This window comes from Nocardioides sp. Root140, assembly GCF_001426745.1.
GTDB lineage: Bacteria > Actinomycetota > Actinomycetes > Propionibacteriales > Nocardioidaceae > Nocardioides.
In genome coordinates this window covers 80,558-98,080 of the sequence record NZ_LMFI01000014.1, presented here as the reverse complement: position 1 = coordinate 98,080, position 17,523 = coordinate 80,558, and the positions used below count along the sequence as shown (strand labels likewise).

22 protein-coding genes are annotated in these 17,523 nt (G+C 70.0%); 13 read left to right on the top strand and 9 right to left on the bottom strand.

All coding sequences use genetic code 11. The features are described from left to right. The first annotated feature begins 54 nt into the window (after positions 1-54). From ASD30_RS27305 to ASD30_RS22720, 3 genes are read left to right on the top strand one after another with little or no spacing between them, the layout of a single operon-like run. Positions 55-198: a GPGG-motif small membrane protein gene (locus tag ASD30_RS27305; protein WP_200950045.1), complete on the top strand. Its 144-nt coding sequence runs from the start codon at positions 55-57 to the stop codon at positions 196-198. Positions 199-200: 2 nt separating this feature from the next. Beyond that, positions 201-497 (top strand): DUF4235 domain-containing protein, encoded by a 297-nt coding sequence (locus tag ASD30_RS22725; RefSeq protein ID WP_056687564.1) that lies wholly within the window; start codon positions 201-203, stop codon positions 495-497. A gap of 5 nt (positions 498-502) precedes the next feature. Beyond that, positions 503-1,114, top strand: coding sequence for a flavodoxin family protein (locus ASD30_RS22720; RefSeq protein ID WP_056687562.1), 612 nt, complete (start codon positions 503-505; stop codon positions 1,112-1,114). Between the two features lie 42 nt (positions 1,115-1,156). Here the strand turns inward: ASD30_RS22720 and ASD30_RS22715 are convergent, their stop codons facing one another. Next, complete coding sequence (locus tag ASD30_RS22715; protein ID WP_056687560.1) at positions 1,157-1,987, bottom strand: class II glutamine amidotransferase; 831 nt, start codon at positions 1,985-1,987, stop codon at positions 1,157-1,159. Between the two features lie 46 nt (positions 1,988-2,033). Here ASD30_RS22715 and ASD30_RS22710 point away from each other — a divergent pair, with 46 nt between their 5' ends. The 3 genes from ASD30_RS22710 to ASD30_RS22700 all read left to right on the top strand — a co-directional run bounded on the left by ASD30_RS22710 (position 2,034) and on the right by ASD30_RS22700 (position 4,211). Next, complete coding sequence (locus tag ASD30_RS22710; protein WP_056687748.1) at positions 2,034-3,173, top strand: carboxylate-amine ligase; 1,140 nt, start codon at positions 2,034-2,036, stop codon at positions 3,171-3,173. A gap of 79 nt (positions 3,174-3,252) precedes the next feature. Next, entirely contained in the window at positions 3,253-3,747 is a 495-nt protein-coding gene (locus tag ASD30_RS22705; RefSeq protein WP_056687558.1) for a pyridoxamine 5'-phosphate oxidase family protein, read from the top strand. Between the two features lie 92 nt (positions 3,748-3,839). Next, on the top strand, positions 3,840-4,211 hold the full coding sequence (locus ASD30_RS22700; RefSeq protein WP_056687556.1) for a VOC family protein: 372 nt from the start codon (positions 3,840-3,842) through the stop codon (positions 4,209-4,211). A gap of 28 nt (positions 4,212-4,239) precedes the next feature. On the opposite strand, the gene ASD30_RS22695 is transcribed toward ASD30_RS22700, so the two are convergent. Next, complete coding sequence (locus tag ASD30_RS22695; RefSeq protein WP_162251042.1) at positions 4,240-5,004, bottom strand: phosphatase PAP2 family protein; 765 nt, start codon at positions 5,002-5,004, stop codon at positions 4,240-4,242. A 142-nt stretch (positions 5,005-5,146) separates the two neighbouring features. Between ASD30_RS22695 and ASD30_RS22690 the strand changes: the two genes are divergently transcribed. Next, entirely contained in the window at positions 5,147-5,617 is a 471-nt protein-coding gene (locus ASD30_RS22690; protein WP_056687553.1) for a hypothetical protein, read from the top strand. 10 nt (positions 5,618-5,627) lie between these two features. Here ASD30_RS22690 and ASD30_RS22685 read toward each other — a convergent pair whose 3' ends face one another. The 5 genes from ASD30_RS22685 to ASD30_RS22665 all read right to left on the bottom strand — a co-directional run bounded on the left by ASD30_RS22685 (position 5,628) and on the right by ASD30_RS22665 (position 10,826). After that, on the bottom strand, positions 5,628-6,548 hold the full coding sequence (locus ASD30_RS22685; protein ID WP_056687551.1) for a 2-hydroxyacid dehydrogenase: 921 nt from the start codon (positions 6,546-6,548) through the stop codon (positions 5,628-5,630). A gap of 42 nt (positions 6,549-6,590) precedes the next feature. Beyond that, positions 6,591-7,790, bottom strand: a complete 1,200-nt coding sequence (locus tag ASD30_RS22680; RefSeq protein WP_056687549.1) for an MFS transporter — start codon at positions 7,788-7,790, stop codon at positions 6,591-6,593. A 2-nt stretch (positions 7,791-7,792) separates the two neighbouring features. Next, positions 7,793-8,401, bottom strand: coding sequence for a winged helix-turn-helix domain-containing protein (locus ASD30_RS22675; protein ID WP_056687547.1), 609 nt, complete (start codon positions 8,399-8,401; stop codon positions 7,793-7,795). A gap of 221 nt (positions 8,402-8,622) precedes the next feature. Continuing rightward, on the bottom strand, positions 8,623-9,714 hold the full coding sequence (locus ASD30_RS22670; RefSeq protein WP_056687545.1) for a hypothetical protein: 1,092 nt from the start codon (positions 9,712-9,714) through the stop codon (positions 8,623-8,625). Further along, entirely contained in the window at positions 9,711-10,826 is a 1,116-nt protein-coding gene (locus ASD30_RS22665; RefSeq protein WP_056687542.1) for a hypothetical protein, read from the bottom strand. The genes ASD30_RS22670 and ASD30_RS22665 overlap by 4 nt, the downstream gene beginning before the upstream one ends. Before the next feature lie 59 nt (positions 10,827-10,885). Between ASD30_RS22665 and ASD30_RS22660 the strand changes: the two genes are divergently transcribed. Further along, positions 10,886-11,323: a GNAT family N-acetyltransferase gene (locus ASD30_RS22660; protein ID WP_056687540.1), complete on the top strand. Its 438-nt coding sequence runs from the start codon at positions 10,886-10,888 to the stop codon at positions 11,321-11,323. A gap of 99 nt (positions 11,324-11,422) precedes the next feature. Continuing rightward, on the top strand, positions 11,423-11,815 hold the full coding sequence (locus ASD30_RS22655; RefSeq protein WP_156388686.1) for a hypothetical protein: 393 nt from the start codon (positions 11,423-11,425) through the stop codon (positions 11,813-11,815). On the opposite strand, the gene ASD30_RS22650 is transcribed toward ASD30_RS22655, so the two are convergent. Further along, entirely contained in the window at positions 11,812-12,108 is a 297-nt protein-coding gene (locus tag ASD30_RS22650; RefSeq protein WP_056687536.1) for a hypothetical protein, read from the bottom strand. The genes ASD30_RS22655 and ASD30_RS22650 overlap by 4 nt on opposite strands. Beyond that, the gene (locus ASD30_RS22645; protein ID WP_056687534.1) at positions 12,105-12,494 is read right to left on the bottom strand and encodes a hypothetical protein; all 390 of its coding nucleotides are present in this window, start codon (positions 12,492-12,494) and stop codon (positions 12,105-12,107) included. The genes ASD30_RS22650 and ASD30_RS22645 overlap by 4 nt, the downstream gene beginning before the upstream one ends. Positions 12,495-12,676: 182 nt before the next feature. Between ASD30_RS22645 and ASD30_RS22640 the strand changes: the two genes are divergently transcribed. From ASD30_RS22640 to ASD30_RS22625, 4 genes are all read left to right on the top strand, one after another. After that, entirely contained in the window at positions 12,677-13,342 is a 666-nt protein-coding gene (locus ASD30_RS22640; protein ID WP_156393761.1) for a response regulator transcription factor, read from the top strand. Continuing rightward, positions 13,339-15,141 (top strand): sensor histidine kinase, encoded by a 1,803-nt coding sequence (locus ASD30_RS22635; RefSeq protein WP_056687530.1) that lies wholly within the window; start codon positions 13,339-13,341, stop codon positions 15,139-15,141. Before ASD30_RS22640 ends, ASD30_RS22635 begins: the two co-directional genes overlap by 4 nt. A gap of 41 nt (positions 15,142-15,182) precedes the next feature. Continuing rightward, complete coding sequence (locus tag ASD30_RS22630; RefSeq protein WP_056687528.1) at positions 15,183-16,073, top strand: LysR family transcriptional regulator; 891 nt, start codon at positions 15,183-15,185, stop codon at positions 16,071-16,073. Between the two features lie 106 nt (positions 16,074-16,179). Beyond that, positions 16,180-17,523: an MFS transporter gene (locus ASD30_RS22625; RefSeq protein ID WP_056687526.1), complete on the top strand. Its 1,344-nt coding sequence runs from the start codon at positions 16,180-16,182 to the stop codon at positions 17,521-17,523.

The following is a 17,523-nucleotide window of genomic DNA, read 5'->3' as shown; positions in this document are numbered from 1 at the left end:
CCGGGACGGCCACGCGACCCGGCATCCGGCCGGTCGCAGACTTGGGAGGGTCACATGGCACTCGTCTTGTGGATCTTGGCCGTCATTCTGGTGGTCAGCGGAATCGTCTCGCTGGTGCGAGGACAGATCCTCTGGGGGGCAGTCCTGATCATCGTCGGACTGCTCGTCGGACCCGGCGGCGTCAGCCTCTTCACGTAGAGATGGCCGCGGAACGCAGGGGCAGCACCTCCGCGAAGGTGCTCTACCGCCCAGTGGGGCTGGTCACGTCCGTCGTGGCCGGCCTCCTGGCGAGCTCGGTCTTCCGGTGGGTGTGGAAGCGCGCCGCCCATGGCGATCGTGCAGATCCCCCGAAGCCCCTCGAGAGCGAGTACGCGCTCAAGGAGATCCTCGCTGCCGCCGTGGTCCAGGGCGCGATCTACGCAGTGGTGCGTGCCCTGACCGAGCGCGGGGGAGCGCGGGCCTTCGAGAGGGTCACCGGGGACTGGCCGGGGAGCTGACCTCCATGACTTCCCTCAGCTGCCTCATCCTCAACTGCACGCTCAAGTCCTCGCCGGCCGAGTCCAGTTCCGAGCTCCTCGGATCACAGGTCCTCGCTGCGCTGCTGGACCACGGGGTGACCGGCGAGATGCAGCGCGTCGTGGACCACGACGTGCGTTTCGGGGTGAGCACCGACGAGGGTGACGGAGACGAATGGCCGGTGCTGCGCGAGAAGGTGCTGGCCGCCGACATCCTCGTGCTGGTCACCCCGATCTGGCTGGGACAGCCGTCGTCGGTGTGCAAGATGGTGCTCGAACGCCTCGATGCCGAGCTCTCGGAGACGGACGACGACGGCCGCATGCTGACCTATGACAAGGTCGCCGGCATCGGCGTGGTCGGCAACGAGGACGGCGCCCACCACGTGACCGCCGAGCTGTGCCAGGCGCTCAGCGATGTCGGGTTCAGCCTGCCCGCCAATGCGGTGACCTACTGGGTGGGGGAAGCGATGCAGGGCGTCGACTACAAGGACAAGCAGCCCACCCCGGAGAAGACCGTCGAGACCACCAGGACGCTGGCACTCAATGCGTCTCACCTTGCCGGGCTGCTGGCGAAGTCGCCGTACCCGGCCACGAGTTGACCGGGTAGCACCATGAACGGCAGGCCGTCGTACGACGGGGGCTCAGGAGCCGTCGACGTCGAGGCCATCCACATCGAGAATGGCGATCGGATCCAGGCGGGTGACCTCCCGGGTGGCGAGGTCGACCATGACGGCGGTGTCCGCCGGCACCGGTGTCCATCCGGCCTGGCCCAGGCCGCTGGAGACGATCTCGAGCCGGCCGTCGTGCTCGCGGTAGTCCATCGCGAAGTACTCCGTCGTGTGCCGCGGCGGGATCTCGCCCTCGTCGTCGAAGAGCTCGCGCAGTGCCCGCAGTGGCGAGTCGGCGCGCGAGTTGATGTGGATGGCGAACATGTGGGTCGGTGTCAGCATCAGCGCGTTCAGGCTGCACCGGGGGAACTTCTTGATCAGCGTGCTGAGGGCAGTGGTCACGCCCACCGCCTCGTCGTCGTGCTCCTCGACGCTCTGGTGGACGAAGCGGAAGTAGCGCTCACTGTCGGTGTCGCCACGCAGCATCGACCGCGTCCTGGGGGTCAACAGGGCCTCGAGCTCGGCGATCGGGTGGATGTGGCCGTTGTGCGCGAACGCGGCGTCGTGGGCGAAGAACGGATGTGTGTTCTCGGGCCGGACCTCGAGGCCTCCGGTCGCCCAGCGCAGGTGCACCAGACCCGCACCGGAGAGAGGCTCGCGCACGAGAATTCCGTAGGTCTCGTCGATGTCGGCCGAGCGCGGCGAGCTGGACGTGCGGGTGGTGCCGTCCTTTGCGTGCCACGCCATGCCCCAACCGTCGGAGTGGACCGAGGTCAACGACGTGAACGCGGCGAGGCCCTCCTGGCCGAGCAGGTCGGCGACCGAGCACGGGGACTGGGTGACGTATCCGAAGAGGCGACACATGGCGGTGGGAGACCTTCCGGCCGACGAAGGGCAGGTGCGAAGCGCGATGAACGAACGCTCCAGGACAGGTACCCCGGATCTGTTCAGGACAGTCGGGGTCGAGGAGGAGCTCCTGCTCGTGGACGCCGAGACCGGCGCACCACGGTCGACGGCCAGCCACGTGCTGCGCGTGGCGGCCCGGCACGGCGACGGTGAGGCCGACGCGGACGACGTCGGTGGTTCCGTCGGACCGGAGCTCCAGGAGCAGCAGGTCGAGACGGACACGCCTCCCGAGGAGGACCTCGGCCTGCTCGAGATCCAGCTGGGCACGTGGCGTGAGAAGGCACGTGCGGCCGCGGCCGAGTCCGGGACGCTGGTGCTGGCCAGTGGCACCACCCCGCTGCCGGTGCGACCCCAGACCTTCGACGACGAGCGTTACTCCGAGATGGCGGACCGCTTCGGACTGACCGCGAGCGAGCAGCTCACCTGCGGCTGCCACGTGCATGTCTCGGTCTCCTCCGACGACGAGGCGGTCGGCGCACTGGACCGGATCAGGGTGTGGCTGCCGGTGCTGCTCGCGGTGAGCGCCAACTCGCCGTACTGGCAGGGAACCGACTCCGGCTACGACAGCTACCGGTCGCAGGCATTGACCCGGTGGCCGACCAACGGGCCGACCGAGGTCTTCGGCAGCGGTCGGGCGTACGACGAGCACCTGCGCAGGCTCACCGACACCGGAGTGCCGCTCGACGAGGGAATGGCCTACTTCGACGCCCGGCCGTCACGCAGGTACCCCACGCTCGAGGTGCGGGTGGCCGACGTGTGCCTGGACCCGCGCGACGCCGTGCTCGTCGCAGCGCTGGCCCGGGGGCTGGTCTCGACGGCGGCCGCCGACTGGCGCCGGGGTGTCGAGCCGGACTCCGCCTCCGTCGCCCTGTTGCGGCTGGCCATGTGGCAGGCAGGCAAGCGCGGCACCTCCGGTGACCTCCTCGACCCGGTCACCCACCGGCCGAAGCCGGCCCGTGAGGTGGTGGAGTCACTGGTCGCCCATGTGGCGTCGGCGCTGGAGGCGACGGGTGACACCGCACGGGTCCAGGAAGGCGTCGACCGGGTGTTCTCCCGGGGCACCGGCGCCGCCCGGCAGCGCGCGATCGTCGCGGAGGAGGGACGCCTCGACCGCGCAGTGGTGCGGCTGGCCCGGCTCACCTGACTCCACTGATGCCGACCCGAAGGTGGACGCGGGTGGATCGGCGCAGCATGATCGGTGATGACCGGACGAGGAGGCATTGATGAACCACCACCTTCGGGTGCATGCGCTCAACATCGTCGACGCGACGCGCTATCTGGTGCTCGGCACGGTCGACGACGCGGGCCATCCGTGGACGTCGCCGGTCTACTTCTCGTCGCGCGGGGTGCGTGAGTTCTTCTGGCAGTCGGCCACCGACTCCGTCCACTCGCGCAATCTCGAGCGACATCCGCGGGTCAGCCTGACCGTCTTCGACTCGACGGTCGCGCCGTACCACGGCCGGGCGGTGTACGCCGTCGGCCAGGCCGCTCCGCTCTCCGGGCCCGACCTCGACGAGGCGTTGGAGGCCTACCCGCGGGCGGCCGAGCGCCTGCACGCTGCCTCGTCGCGCGACGAGATGACCGAGCCCTCGCTGTACCGGCTCTATCGCGTGGTCGCCGACGAGGTGTGGGTGCTGTGCCCGCGCCCGCCCGGCCAGCCGTGCCCGTTGCACGGCGTCGCGGCGGACCACCGGGCGCTCGTCGACCTCGATGACTGAGATCGGAATTGCGGTCAACACCTGGCCTGATGCGGTCATAGCCTGAAGTCTGTCGCCTCGGGAGAGCTCGGGGCTGGATCCCGAGGAGAGTCATGGACTTCAAAATCGAACTCATTCCGCTCGCGGTGGCCGACGTCGACCGCTCGATCGAGTTCTACGGCAAGGGCCTGGGCTGGAGCATCGACCACGACCAGACCGTCTCGCCCGAGCTGCGCTTCGTGCAGGTGACACCGCCCGGTTCGGCCTGCTCGTTCTGCTTCGGGGTCGGACTCCAGATGATGCCGGAGGGTTCCTCGCAGTTCATCCAGGTCGTCGTCTCGGATGCGGACGAGGCGTTGGCCTACCTGCGCGAGCGTGGCATCGAGTGCGAGGGCGTCGACGACCAGCCGTGGGGCCGCTTCGTCTACCTCACCGACCCGGACGGCAACCGCTGGGCGTTCCAGCAGATCGTGATCCCGTCCTGACGGCGGGGCATCTGGTCGTCGTACGAACTCATCGACGTGGAAGCTCGGGCTGGCGCCTCATCGACCACCAGGTCGCCACGGCAAGCGAGGCGAGCACGATCGTGTCGCCGGCCACCGCGTCGAGGAAGTAGTGGTTGCCGGTCAGCACGACGGCGACCACCATCAGCAGCGGAAGCACTCTGCCGGCCATCCGAACCCAGGCATGTCCGGACTCGCGGACCAGGGCGATGCCGACCAGCAGGTCCCAGCCGACGTGGAAGCTCGGCATCGCGGCGTACGGGTTGGTGAACGCCGGTGGTTGCAACACGCGGTAGGCGTTGGTCTGGGTGGTCACCGTGTCGAGGAAGCCGAGGTCCATCAGGCGCGGCGGGGCGACCGGGTAGAAGGCGACGATCGCCATCCCCACCAGGCCCGAGATCAGCAGTGCGTTGCGGTAGACCGGGTAGGCGTCGGGGCGGCGCCACGCCAGCCAGACGAAGACCGTCCCGATCACCGGCCAGTGGCCGTAGATGTAGATGGCGTTGACCACGGTCATCAGGCCGGGCAGGTCCATCGCGAAGGACTGGGCCTGCTGCTCGACGAAGATGCCGAGGCTGCGCTCGAGCGCGACGAGGTCGTGCGCGTTCGACGTCGCCGTGGCGGCGTCGCCCACCGTGAGACTGCGTACGCCGAAGTACGTGGCCGCCGCGACCGCCAGCAGCACGAGCTGCCGGAGCACGAAACCGACGAGGGTGCGCGGTGGCGGCGTGGTGGCCTGGTCCGGAACGGCAGTGGGTCGGTCGAGAAGTGTCACCTGTCCACCGGACCACGCGTGGTGGGCCGGCCACATCGGGGCGAGCCCCGGACTGCACCCCGAGGCCGGGGTCGGGGTTCGGTCAGGGCCGGTGGCGCGTGTGTGCCCGGCCTGCCCGGCCACCACGCCCTAGAGTCGCTCTATGCCGACGCAGCAGGTGGAGAGCATCCGGGGCCGGTTCGAGCGGCTGCCCACGCGCGAGCACGCGGCCGGTGCGACCGCCGGTTCGATCGCGATCTCGCACCGGTGGGTGGCGGAGAAGAAGGGGCGGCGCAGGTCGACCGGCCGGTGGTACCGCATCTCGGCGGAGGAGTCCGGCGGCTCGATCTTCCGGGTGCTCACCTTCGACCCGACGCTGTCCTACGGCGGCGCACAGGGCGACCTCGTCATCGACTGGGCGGGCTGGCTGGTGCTGACGGACTACGCCGAGGACACCGGAGCCGGCCTCGCGCTCGAGTTCCGGCGGGCCCGGTGGTGGCACTACCCGCGGATCGCGGTCACGCACCCGGACCCGGTGTCGCGCGTCGCGTTGCGGGTCTCCGCAGTCGCCTTCGTGCTCGGGGTGATCCCTTTCCTGGTCTCGCTGATCGGGTGGCTGGCTGACCTCGGCTGAGTGGCCCGAGTCAGCGCTGGATCACGTTGAGCTGCGGCTCTCCGGCGACGTACCGCGCCAGCTGGGCCTCGACCAGCCGGTCGACCCGCGACAGCATCGCGGTGGTCCCTCCGGCCGAGTGCGGAGTGATCAGCACCGACGGGGCGGCCCACAGCGGGTGGTCGGCCGGGAGCGGTTCGGGGTCGGTGACGTCGAGGGCCGCCGAGATGCGGCCCGCCTCGGCGAGCAGTGCGTCGGTGTCGACGACCGGACCGCGCGAGAGGTTCACCAGCAGCGCGCCGTCGTGCATCCGGGCGAGGAACGCGGCATCGACGAGGTGGTGGGTCTCGTCGTTCAGCGGAGTCAGCAGGACGACCACGTCGGCGCTGGGGAGCAGCTGCGGGAGCTCGGTCATCGGCGCGGAGCCGTCGCGTCCGCTGCGCGTCACCCCGGTCACCGTGCACTCGAAGCCCTCGAGTCGACGCGCCAGTGCCTGGCCGATGCTGCCGAAACCGACGATCACCACATGCCTGTCGGCCAGCGACGGGCCGGCGTTGTCGCTGTCCCACACGCGCTCCGTCTGGGCCTTCACGAAGCGCGGGAGCTGGCGGATCGACGCGAGGATCAGCGCCACGCCCATCTCTGCCGTCGCCGGGTCGTGCACCCCTCGGGCATTGCAGAGCGTCGTACCCGCCGGCACCCACGGGGCGATGTCGTCGACGCCGGCGCTCTGCGACTGGATGACCTGGAGGTGCTCCATGCGCGGGATCAGGTGCTGGTAGTCGAGCTTCGCCGTGTACGGCGTGACCCAGAACGTGGTGGTCCTCAGCACCTCGGGATCCATGCCCTCACGGAACTCGTTGTAGGTCAGTCCGGCCGGCGGATCCTGCAGCCGGCTGACCGGGAACGGCAGGGTCACGACGGCGGTGGTGGTGGTGGGTGGTGACGGCAAGGAGTCCTCCAGTACGACGGCGGTCGGTCCAGCCTAGGTGTCCTACAGGGCGAGCGCCTCGCGCATCGACGGACGCCGCAGCTGCGCCGCCAGGTAGGCCGCCGCGACCAGCGTCAGGGCGCCCATCAACGCCCAGATCACCTGATAGCTCAGCAGCGTCACCAGCGCGGCACCGACGATGAGCGAGAGGGCCTGCGGCGTGCCGAGCAGCACCTCGATGGCGGTAGACACCCGGCCCATCAGGCGTTGCGGCGTACGTCGTTGGACCAGCGTGGTGAACGCGACGAAGGTGAGCGGCAGCGTGAAGCCCATCAGCATGATCGGCGCGAACAACAGGGTCAGCGTGGGGGCGAGGGAGACGCCGAGGAACGACGTGCCCATCAGGAAGAGGCCGAGCGCGATCGAGGCCGGCTCGCCGAGCGAGCGCACCAGCCGGCTGGCGCAGAGCCCTCCGACGATCGCGCCGAGGCCCTGCACGCTGACCAGCACCCCGACGTACTCGGCCGGCTTGTGGAACGCGTCGGTGATCGCATAGATCGACGCCTCCGCGTAGCCGAGCACCAGCAGCAGGATGGCGAACGAGATCACCACCTGGCGCAGCACCGGCTCATGGGCGAGGTGGCGGGCGCCGGCCGTCATCTCCGACCAGAAGTCGGCATCCTCGCGCTCGGGCAGGTCCTCGGTGAGCTTGATCCGCGCGATGCAGACCGCCGCGACCAGGAACGAGACCATGTCGACCACCACGACGCCCCACCCGTGGGTGAGTGCGAAGAGGGCGGCGCCGACCAGGGGGCCGAAGAGCCGGTAGCCCTCCTTGACCGTCTGCAACGAGGCGTTGGCGTCGACCAGGAGTTCGTCGGGGAGCAGCTCCTTGAGGAGCCCGTTGAGGCCGGCCGGCAGCACCACCATCGAGACTCCGTAGAGGAACGCGACGCTCCAGATGATCCAGACGTGGCTCGCGTCGTGCACGAAGAGCAGGGGAGTTAGCATGACCGCGGAGGCGACGTTTCCCCAGACCAGCAAGGGCTTTCGCCGCATCCGGTCGATCGTCGCGCCGAGCAGGGGAGCGATCAGCGTCGGCAGGAGCATGAAGAGGAAGGTCAGTCCGGCAAGGCCGTTGGAGTCAGTCAGCGTCTTCACCCAGAGGCTGAAGACGAGCAGCATGATCGAGTCGCCGAGCATCGAGGTCGTCGTGCCGGCGAACAGCCAGCCGAAGCCGGGGGAGCGGAACGCTGCGCGCATGGCTAGTCCGCGTGAGGTGCGTCGCCGTCGGGCGTCGGCTCGATCACGTCGTACGTCGGCACGGCCCAGGCCAGGAACGCGCACAGCCGTGAACCGGGTGGCCGCAGCGAGGGGTCGTCGTGCCGGTCGAGGGAGCGGGTGGCGATCTCCTTGAGCGTCTCGTTGATCTCGGCGAGCTCGTCGGCGGTCAGCCACAGCAGCGACTGGTTGACGTTCGCCGCCTCGTCCCAGACGGGGTCGTCCGTGCGGAGGCGTTCGAGGGCGTGGTCGAGGCGGGTGCGTTCGCGGTCGACCATCATGCGGGTCATCGCGGTGCCGGTACGTCGGGTCTCGTCGTCGTCCTCCGCCCCGCCCCAGCTGAGTCCGCGCGAGGTGGCCTGCCACGGGCGCTGCCGTCCCTTGCCGCCCTCGGCCGGCTCGACGAACCCGTGCTCGGCGAGCTTGCGCAGGTGCCAGGAGCAGTTCGCCGGCGTCTCGTCGAGGAGGTCGCCCAGCTCGGTGGCGGTGAGCGCACCACGCAGCACGATGTGCTCGTAGATCTCCTGGCGCACCGGGTGGGCCAGCGCCCGCAGCGCCCCGGCGTCGGTCAGTCGCCTCGTCTCCTGTCGCATGCGTCGAAACTACTCTTTCGAAACACTTCTTGCAATACATCGCGAACCGTGGATTCTTGCGCCCCGAACCGTGGATTCTTGCGGTGCGAACCGTGATAGGAACAGGGCTCATGGACCGGCCTGACGTTCACCGTGATTGCCGGGCTCTTCGTCACGCTCGGCCTGCTGTTGATGATCGGAGACCTCGAGGCGGTCGGCCTGGTGGTTGTCGGCGCGTTGCGCTAGTTGCCGTCGACCGGCCGCAGCGGCAGGCGGGCCCGGACCGACAAGGTGCCTGCCCCCTCCGCCAGCGTGAAGACCTGTCGGAAGGCGAGCTCGCGTGGCGCGGCGTCGACGTCCACGCGGAACACCACCCGCCCGGACGTGGTGCTCCGCCCGCCGTTCAGCCTCTGCCGGTGCACGGCCCGACGCCCATCCAGAGTGAAGAGTGGGCCGCTCTGGCGAGTGATGTAGAAGGAGTTGCCGGCCCGGTCCTCGGCATAGCCGCCGAACATCTGCAGGAGTACGCCGGCCCACAGGCTTCCCTCGTCGGCCCAACCGAGATCGCTGTCGTAGGGGTAGAGGGTGAGGTAGCTCGCGGTGAACCCGGCGCCGGCGGGGAGCAGGGCCTGACCGGGCCTCGCCGCGACGACGTTGCAGTCGTCCTCGACCTCGGCGCAACCGGCGTCATAGTGCCGTTGCGGTTCGTAGAGTGCCTGTGCCGCTCCGGCATCGATGGTGCCGGAGGCCACGTCGACGACCTGCGTGAGGCCGTCGTACTCGACCTCGATGCGCAGGTCGTCGGGCGCCAGCTTGCCGCGGAGCGCGATCACCACGAACTGGGGGTCGAGGGCGTCGAGGGTGTCACTGGGATCCTCGAGCTTCACCGAGTCCACGGTCACGCGCTGGTCACCGGCGGCGAGACGGATCTCGATCGGGTTCGGGTCGTTCTCGCGACCGAAGCCGCCGATCGCGCGGATCCTCCACGTCACCGGCACGAGGCTGCCGCCCTTCGGGGCGTGCAGGTCCCGGTACCTGCTGCTGCGTGGATCGTCGAAGTCGTAGCTGACCAGGTCGTGGTCCAGCGCATCGGTGGGGTCCGCGACGCTGACCGTGACCTCGCTTCCCGGCAGCAGCACGGTCTGCTCGGTGCCGTACGGCGACGCATCCAACGGGAGGGTCTTCCCGACTTCGAGCACGTCCACCGGGTCGTCGCGGAGCTCGCCCGCCAGTCGCACGGACAGTACGACGGCCTCGACCATCAGGGCCGCCGTCACGATCACGAGGGCCGTGCGCAGGTGGTTGGGGCGGGTCCGGATCTCCGTCTCGCTCATGCCAGTTTCCTTCCCGGGACGGTCCAGGCGATCACGGTGCGCTTGCGCTCGGTCACGATCGCGTCGCCCACGTGGGCCCGGACATGGGCGGAGAGGGCGAGGTCTCCGGCAGGTTCGCCGGCGGCCACGTCGAAGACGAACTGGTCTCCGTCGGGACTGCTCAGGTAGCCGTTGTCGAATGAGCTCAGGTCACTGCTCCTGACGCTGGGTCGTCCCTCGAGACTCGCCGACAGGGTGAAGCTGGAACGCCACAAGGCAATGGCCTCGGTGCGCACGCTCACGTCGTGCGGCGGCTCGACCTGGACGACCATGAACTCGCGACCGGGTTCGGCCCACCCGATCCCGTCGACGTACGGCGTGCGCAGGCTCACCGTCACCGTGCACGTCACGTACTCCGGATAGCTGATCCGCAAGGGGGAGTCGTCACCGCGAAGCGCGGGTCGTTGGCGGAAGCGCCCGCAGCCGAAGTCGTCGAGGTCCGCGAGCTCCTCTGCGCTGGGGATGTCCGCCAGTGCGGCGGCCCTCCCGTTGTCGACCGAGCCGTCGGAGGCGTCGACCACCTGGGTCTCGTCGTCGACGGTGATGCGGACCTCGATGTCCTTCGGGTGGCCCTCGACTGCGACCCACCTCTCGCCGCCCTGATCGAGGGGGCCGTTGGGATCGAGGCCGAGGCCGCCGGGGCCACTCAACGGATAGTCCTTCCCGTCCGCACGCAGCACGACCTCGATCTCCATCACGAAGGGCGTGGCGATCGTGGCCACCGGGATCCTGTCCTCGATGGTGGCCTGGACGCGGACGAAACTGCCGCCGTCGGGTGCCTGCAGGTTGGCCGGTGCGCCGGACAGGTCGGGCAACGTGTCCTTCGGCTCTCCTGCGGCCACGTGCAGCCGGGCCCACGGGATCCACACGGTCGCCTGGTCGGGCAGGTCCTTCGCGGGCGACGGCGCCCGGAACACGTCGCCGACCTCGGCACGCGGACGGCGGTCGTCCTTCTTGACCACGACCAGGGTGAGGGCCAGCGCCGCGACGACGACTGCCATCACTGCGGCCAGCAGGGGCAGGAGGCGCCGCCGCACAGGAGGGCGGTCCGCGCCGGATTCGTCGTCGTTCACGGACTGTTCTTTCCCGAGCGCGCACCACCGCAAACGGGGGGTACGGCAGACTCGGGTCCATGACTGATCCAGCCACGTTCACCCTGCACAGAGGCGGCGCCGACGGTTCCCTCGACGAGCGGCTCGACGCGGGCCTGACCGAGTTCAACCGCGCGGCCACCCCGGGAGTCCCCGACGCGGAGGAGTTCACGGTGGCCGTCAAGGACGCGGACGGCGAGCTGGCTGCGGGTGTCAGTGGCTGGACCTGGGGCACCGCCGCCGGCATCGGCATGACGTGGGTCCGTGACGACGTACGTCGCGACGGGTGGGGTGGTCGTCTCCTCGACGAGGCCGAGCAGGTCGCCCGTGACCGCGGCTGCGTGCAGATGCTGGTCTCGTCGTTCACCTTCCAGGCGCCGGGCTTCTACGAGAGCCGCGGGTACGTCGAGTTCGCCCGCACCGAGGGCATTCCGACGGCCGGATCGGCCGACGTGCACTTCCGGAAGTCGCTCGACTGATCGCCCCACTCGGCCGGTCGGAAACGCGGCGTGAAACTCGTCGTGAATGCGCCTGAGTGGCGGTCGGTGTTGCGTCGTACCCGCTCCTAGAATTGGAGCATGACGACAATGGGGGCAGCACCTGGGGAGGACGGGCTGAACGGCCTGTTCGATGCATCACCGGACCGAGGGGTCCGCACGTCCGCGGCCGCGGAGCTGGCGTTCCTTGCCGGCCTGGTCGCGATCTTCACCGCACCTTTCACGGCGGTTCGCGCGGTCTCGGTCATCGCCGGTGTGGTGGCGCTGGTCTTCGTCCTGTTCGGCATGGCCGCGACCAGTCGGGCGAACGTCGCCGGCCGGGCACTCGTGCCGGCCGGCCTGTTCCTCGCCCTGGCCTCGCTGGTCATGGTCGGCATGGGGTACGCCGGCTACGACACCGCGTTCGGTGACGGTGTCGTGCCGACGCTGGCCGAGTGGCTCGACACCCTCGACTCCTGGTTGCGACTGCCCTAGGCTCGGCCGGCCAGGACGGTCGACGTACGCCGGTGCCGCAGGACGACACCGAGCCGCACGAGGCCGAACCCGACGGCGAAGATCGCGAGCGCGACGAGGCCGTAGCTGAGCGGGAACTCGTCGGTGGTGAAGGCCGGGTCCGCACCACCGTCCAGTGAGTCCAGCATCAGGTACAGCGTCTGGAACGTGAACGCCCACAGGTACGCGACGGCGTACGTCGTGTTGGCGGCCAGCGTGGAGCGCAGGAAGTAGCCCGCCGGGAAGGCGACGAGGATGGCGACTGCGGCGATCATGAGGGCACCTCGACGTCCACGTGGGCGACGGGACGCCGCACGCCGGAGAGCATCAGGACGATTGCGGCGGTGGTCACCAGCACGTTGAGCGCGACCAGCAGCTTCAACCACGACGGGACGTCGACGAAGAACGCGGGAAGTGACGTGAGGGCGTTGACGATCAGCGCGCCCGAAGCGACGCGAAGCGCCGCCGGGCTGTCCGAGCGCCAGGCGACGATCACCGCGACGAGTCCGATGATGCCGAGCACGGTGCCGAGCAGGAGCACGACGTACGGCGGACCGGTCTCGCCGTCGGGCGTAGGGGTGAACGCGCTGGGAATGCTGACGACGCTGAGGAGTCCGGCGAGCACGAGGCCGACTCTCTGGCGGGTGGATTTGATGGACATCTGCTGGCTCCTGGGGAGGCTGGCCGGCGGGTTGCCGGCTGGTTGGCACCACGCTCGTCCCACCGGGCTTCCCGGCGACAGGGCGTCCCTTCCCGACATCTTCCACCTTCTCGGGCCCGCCTGGTGCGAAGGAGGGAAGGATTACCCATGCGCCCGGTCCCCGGTGCGTCCATCATGGGGTGGTGGACACGCTGCGCGTGGTGATCGCCGACGACCACCCCGTGGTGCGGGGCGGGTTGCGTGCGCTGCTGGAGACCAGCCCCGGGTTCGAGGTGGTCGCCGAGGCCGCCGACGGGGAGGCCGCCGTGCGAGAGGTGCAGCTGCTGCGGCCCGACGTCGTGCTCATGGACGTGCGGATGCCGGGGCTCGACGGCGTCGCGGCCACCGCCCGGCTGCACGAGACGGTTCCCGGGACGGCGGTCCTGGTGCTGACGATGTACGACGACGACGCGACCGTGCTCACCGCGATGCGTGCCGGTGCCCGTGGCTACCTGCTCAAGGGTGCGGAGCAGGAGGAGATCCTTGCCGCGATCCGCGCCGTCGTCGGGGGTCAGGTCATCTTCGGGCCCGGGGTGGCCGGAAGGGTGCTCGACTTCTTCGCGGCACCGTCGCCCGGGTCGATGGCGGGGGCATCCGGGGAGGCGGCGTTCCCCGAGCTGACCGCCCGGGAGCGCGAGATCCTCGACCGGCTCGCCGCGGGGCGCCGTACGGCGGTGATCGCCCGGGAGCTGTTCCTCTCGCCCAAGACGGTCAGCAACCACCTGACCACCATCTTCGCCAAGCTCCAGGTGGCCGACCGTGCCGCGGCGATCATCCGCGCCCGGGAGGAAGGCATGGGCCGCACGTGACGGTGTACCCCGTCCTGGTCGCGCTGGTCGTGACGGCAGTCAGCTGCGTGGGCAGTGGTCTGGCGCTCCTCGCCACCCGGCGCAGCAGACTCGCCGCGGGCCTCCTCGTGCTCGGTGGCGTGACGTTGGCCGCGGCCACGCTCGTCTCCGGCACCGGAGACGCCCGTCCCGCAGAGCAGCTGGCCGAGCTCCTTTTCGCGGCGGCCGCAGGGCTGTTGCTGCCCTTGGCGATCATCACCTATCCCCGGGTCGAGTGGCGTCACCCGGTCGACTTCGCCGCACTCGTGGGAGTGGCGGGCGCAGGGCTCCTGATCACGGTCCAGCCCGGGGCGTCCGACGCGCAGGGCGTCCTGGAGTTCACCGCCGGCTGCATCCTGATCGCGCACACGTGGTGGCGCATCGAGCGTGCGGACGCGGCCGCGCGACGCCCCCTGGTGTGGATGGCGCTCGCGCTGGGCGTCGCGGGTCTCGGGTGCGGCGTCCTCGTCTTCACCGCCGACGGCGGCCAAGGCTCCGCGAGCGACGTCGTGGTGGCCGTCGGCGTGGCTCTGTGGGCCATCGTCGCGCCGGCGATGTACGTCGGTGTCGCCCGGCCGGAGTTCATGGACGTGCGTGCCCTCGTGGTCCGGGTGGCCGTCGTCGCGGTCGCGGTGGTCTGCTACCTGTGCGTGTTCGTCGGCACGGTGTCGTTCCTCGACCTCCTCGGTGGCCCGGGCCTGCCTTCGTCCCCGTCCCCGGGAGTGCTCGGTGTCATCGGCGCCCTCGCTGCGTTGACCGTCCATCCACTGCAGGTGGTCCTGCGCGGCGTCGTGGACGAGCTGCTCTTCGGTCGCCGGCCGGACCCGTTGGACGCCGCGTCGCAGGTCGCCGGCCGTCTGGGCGACGATCCGGTGGTGGCGCTGCAGGCCGTGCGCGAGGCGATGGTGTTGCCGTACGCCGCGATCCGGGTGGACGGCGTCGACGTCGCGGTCTCGGGTACGCCGGTCACCCACGTGCACGCCTTGCCCCTCGCGTTCAGTGGGAGCACTGCGGTGCTGGCCGTCGGTCTGCGCCCCGGAGACCTGGCCCTGGGTCGCGGTGACGCGCACGTCCTCGAGCTGGTTGCGGCACTGCTGTCGCAGACGTTGCACGTGCGGGCGCTGGCCGACGAGCTGCGGCTCTCGCGGGAGGGCACGGTCACCGCCCTCGCAGAGGAGCGACGGAGGCTGCGCCGTGACCTCCACGACGGCCTGGGCCCGCGGCTCTCCGGGATCGCGTTCACCTCGGACGCCGTGCGCAACACGTTGCGGTCCCAACCCGACCGGGCCGAGGAGCTGCTCACCACCCTGCGGACCGAGACGGTCGCGGCGATCACGGAGATCCGTCAATTGGTGTACGCCATGCGGCCTCCCGCGCTCGACGAGCTCGGCCTGGTCGGTGCCCTGCGGCAGGCGGCCACCGCAATGCGCACTCCCGAGGGCGGACCGGTCCAGGTGAGGATCGAGGCGGCCGGGCTCCCTCCGCTGTCGGCTGCCGTCGAGGTGGCGGCGTACCGCATCGTCGCGGAAGCCCTGACCAACGTGGCCCGCCACAGCGGCCACCACCGCGCCCACGTGCGTCTGGCCTCGGACGGTCGGCAGCTGGAGATCGACGTCCTCGGCGAAGGCCTTGCCGCAGACCGGGCCTGCGCCTGGACACCGGGGGTGGGCATGGCGTCCATGCGCGAGCGGGCCGCCGAGCTGGGCGGCACGGTCACGGCCGGTCCGGGGCCCTCGGGAGGCAGGGTTCACGCGGTCCTGCCCCTGCCCGGCGGCGGGTAGGGCGAAGCCCGGGCAGGAGGCCCTTCTGCGAGGCTGTGCCCATGGAGCTACGTCATCTCGAGGGGTTCGTCGCGGTCGCCGAGGAACTCCACTTCGGTCGGGCCGCGGCACGACTGCACATGGCGCAGCCACCGCTGAGCCAGCAGATCCGCCTGCTCGAGCGCGACCTCGGCGCGACCCTGTTCGAACGCAGCACGCGCACCGTCCGGCTCACCCCGGCGGGGGAGTCACTGCTGGGCCCCGCTCGCGACGTCCTGGCCGCCGCGGCGGTCGCGCGTCGCGCCGTGCGGGCGTCGTCACTCGGCGAGGTCGGACGCGTGAGCATCGGCTTCGCCGGCGCCAGCAGCTATGACGCGTTGCCGCGCCTCGCGCAGGAGGTGAACGCCCAGCTGCCCGGCATCCAGCTGGTGCTGAGAAGCCAGATCTACTCCGGGGAGGCGCTCGGCCAGATCGCGTCGGGCGACCTCGACCTCGGCTTCGTCGCCCTGACGACCAGGCCCGACCTGGAGATGCGGGTGATCAGCAACGAGGAGATCGTCGTCGCGCTCCCGAAGGCGCATCCGCTCGCCCGCCGCAAGACCGTCGACCTCAACGCCCTCGCCACCGAGCCGTTCGTGACCTTCCCGGCTTCGCACGGCTCGGCGATCCATGACGCCACGACGCGGCTGTGCCTTGACGCCGGCTTCACGCCGATGGTGGCCCAGGAGGCGCCCGACGCCTACAACCTGCTGACCTTGGTCGGCGCCGGTGTTGGCGTGGCGTTGGTGGTGGGCTCCTCGCAGCACATCCAGCTCGAGCACGTGGCCTTCCGGCCGTTGCGCAAGAAGTCGGCCGCCCTGCCGATCGCGTTGGCCTGGCGGGCCAGCAACAACTCCGGTGCCCTGCGGGAGGTGCTGCGGGTGGCGGAAGAGGTTCTGCCTACCGTTGGGTAAGACGGAATCCGTCATACCAAGTGTCCAATTTAGTGTTGGACGCGTATCAATTTCATCGCCATCGTAGGTAGCCCCACGTGACCGCCCCCGCAACGAGGAGCTCCTCATGGCATCGAGCACGACAGCGAGCGTCGACCACGACGACCGCGCCCAGCGAGCCGGCGCTCGCAAGGCCGGCATCGCCGCCTTCGTCGGCACCACCGTCGAATGGTTCGACTTCTACATCTACGGCTCGGCCGCTGCGCTCGTGCTCGGTGACGTGTTCTTCCCGAACACCTCGTCGGCCGTCGGCACGCTCGCGGCCTTCGGCACCTTCTGGGTGGGCTTCCTGGCCCGCCCGCTCGGTGGCGTCGTCTTCGGCCACTTCGGGGACAGGTACGGCCGCAAGAAGTCGCTGATCGCGACCCTGATGATCATGGGCTTCGCCACCCTGGCGATCGGTTTCCTGCCCAGCTACGGCGCCATCGGCGTGGCCGCCCCGATCCTGCTTGTCCTGCTGCGCATGCTCCAGGGCGTCGCGGTCGGTGGCGAGTGGGGCGGAGCGGTCCTGATCGCCACGGAGTACGCACCGCCCGGCAAGAAGATCCTGTACGGCGCCTTCGCGCAGCAGGGCTCGCCGGTCGGCAACCTGTTGGCCACCCTGGCCTTCCTGGCCGTCACCCAGCTCTCCGACGAGGCCTTCGGCTCGTGGGGCTGGCGCCTGCCGTTCCTGTTCTCGGCACTGCTCGTCTTCGTGGGCCTGTTCATCCGGCTCAGGCTCAGCGAGACGCCCGAGATGACCAAGCTCCTCGACAGCAAGCGCACGGCCCGTATGCCCATCATGGAGCTGCTCCGCAACCACATGGGGATCGTCCTCCTCGGCGTCGGCGCCGTCACCGCGGGTGTGGCCGTCACCTACGTCAAGACCACCTTCGCGCTGTCGTGGGCCACCACCGAGCTGGACTTCAACCGCTCCGACTTCCTGGTCGTCGTGGCCATCTCGCTGGTCGTGCAGGTGCTCGTGCAGCCCTTCGGCGCCGTACTCGCCACGAGGATCGACCTCAAGCGAGCCATCCTGCTGATGCTGGTGCCCGAGCTGGTCCTGCTGCCGCTGATGTTCGTGCTGATCAACACCGGGTCGATGATGTGGGCCATCGTCGGCATGGCCCTCGCCACGGCCCCGCACGCGATGTACTACTCGGCGCTGGCCGGCATCCTGTCCGAGGTCTTCCCGGCCGAGATCCGCTACACCGGCATCTCGGTGAGCTACCAGCTCTGCACGACGATCTTCGCCGGTACGGCGCCCCTGGTCTCGCAGTTCCTCCTCAACGAGACCGGCTCCATCATCAGCGTGATCGTCCTCGGCCTCGGCTACGTGCTCATCTCCGTGGTCTGCGTGCTCGCCCTGATCGCCCGCACCTCCTGGCGTCGTACGCCGGTGCCGGTGACCGCCGGCGCGCACACCGCCTGA

Excerpts from the sequence above, each read along its gene's own strand:
- ASD30_RS27305 (WP_200950045.1), top strand. The coding sequence starts at position 55 with ATGGCACTCGTCTTGTGGATCTTGGCCGTCATTCTGGTGGTCAGCGGA.
- ASD30_RS22725 (WP_056687564.1), top strand. The coding sequence starts at position 201 with ATGGCCGCGGAACGCAGGGGCAGCACCTCCGCGAAGGTGCTCTACCGC.
- ASD30_RS22720 (WP_056687562.1), top strand. The coding sequence starts at position 503 with ATGACTTCCCTCAGCTGCCTCATCCTCAACTGCACGCTCAAGTCCTCG.
- ASD30_RS22715 (WP_056687560.1), bottom strand. The coding sequence starts at position 1,987 with ATGTGTCGCCTCTTCGGATACGTCACCCAGTCCCCGTGCTCGGTCGCC.
- ASD30_RS22710 (WP_056687748.1), top strand. The coding sequence starts at position 2,034 with ATGAACGAACGCTCCAGGACAGGTACCCCGGATCTGTTCAGGACAGTC.
- ASD30_RS22705 (WP_056687558.1), top strand. The coding sequence starts at position 3,253 with ATGAACCACCACCTTCGGGTGCATGCGCTCAACATCGTCGACGCGACG.
- ASD30_RS22700 (WP_056687556.1), top strand. The coding sequence starts at position 3,840 with ATGGACTTCAAAATCGAACTCATTCCGCTCGCGGTGGCCGACGTCGAC.
- ASD30_RS22690 (WP_056687553.1), top strand. The coding sequence starts at position 5,147 with ATGCCGACGCAGCAGGTGGAGAGCATCCGGGGCCGGTTCGAGCGGCTG.
- ASD30_RS22680 (WP_056687549.1), bottom strand. The coding sequence starts at position 7,790 with ATGCGCGCAGCGTTCCGCTCCCCCGGCTTCGGCTGGCTGTTCGCCGGC.
- ASD30_RS22675 (WP_056687547.1), bottom strand. The coding sequence starts at position 8,401 with ATGCGACAGGAGACGAGGCGACTGACCGACGCCGGGGCGCTGCGGGCG.
- ASD30_RS22670 (WP_056687545.1), bottom strand. The coding sequence starts at position 9,714 with ATGAGCGAGACGGAGATCCGGACCCGCCCCAACCACCTGCGCACGGCC.
- ASD30_RS22660 (WP_056687540.1), top strand. The coding sequence starts at position 10,886 with ATGACTGATCCAGCCACGTTCACCCTGCACAGAGGCGGCGCCGACGGT.
- ASD30_RS22655 (WP_156388686.1), top strand. The coding sequence starts at position 11,423 with ATGACGACAATGGGGGCAGCACCTGGGGAGGACGGGCTGAACGGCCTG.
- ASD30_RS22650 (WP_056687536.1), bottom strand. The coding sequence starts at position 12,108 with ATGATCGCCGCAGTCGCCATCCTCGTCGCCTTCCCGGCGGGCTACTTC.
- ASD30_RS22645 (WP_056687534.1), bottom strand. The coding sequence starts at position 12,494 with ATGTCCATCAAATCCACCCGCCAGAGAGTCGGCCTCGTGCTCGCCGGA.
- ASD30_RS22630 (WP_056687528.1), top strand. The coding sequence starts at position 15,183 with ATGGAGCTACGTCATCTCGAGGGGTTCGTCGCGGTCGCCGAGGAACTC.
- ASD30_RS22625 (WP_056687526.1), top strand. The coding sequence starts at position 16,180 with ATGGCATCGAGCACGACAGCGAGCGTCGACCACGACGACCGCGCCCAG.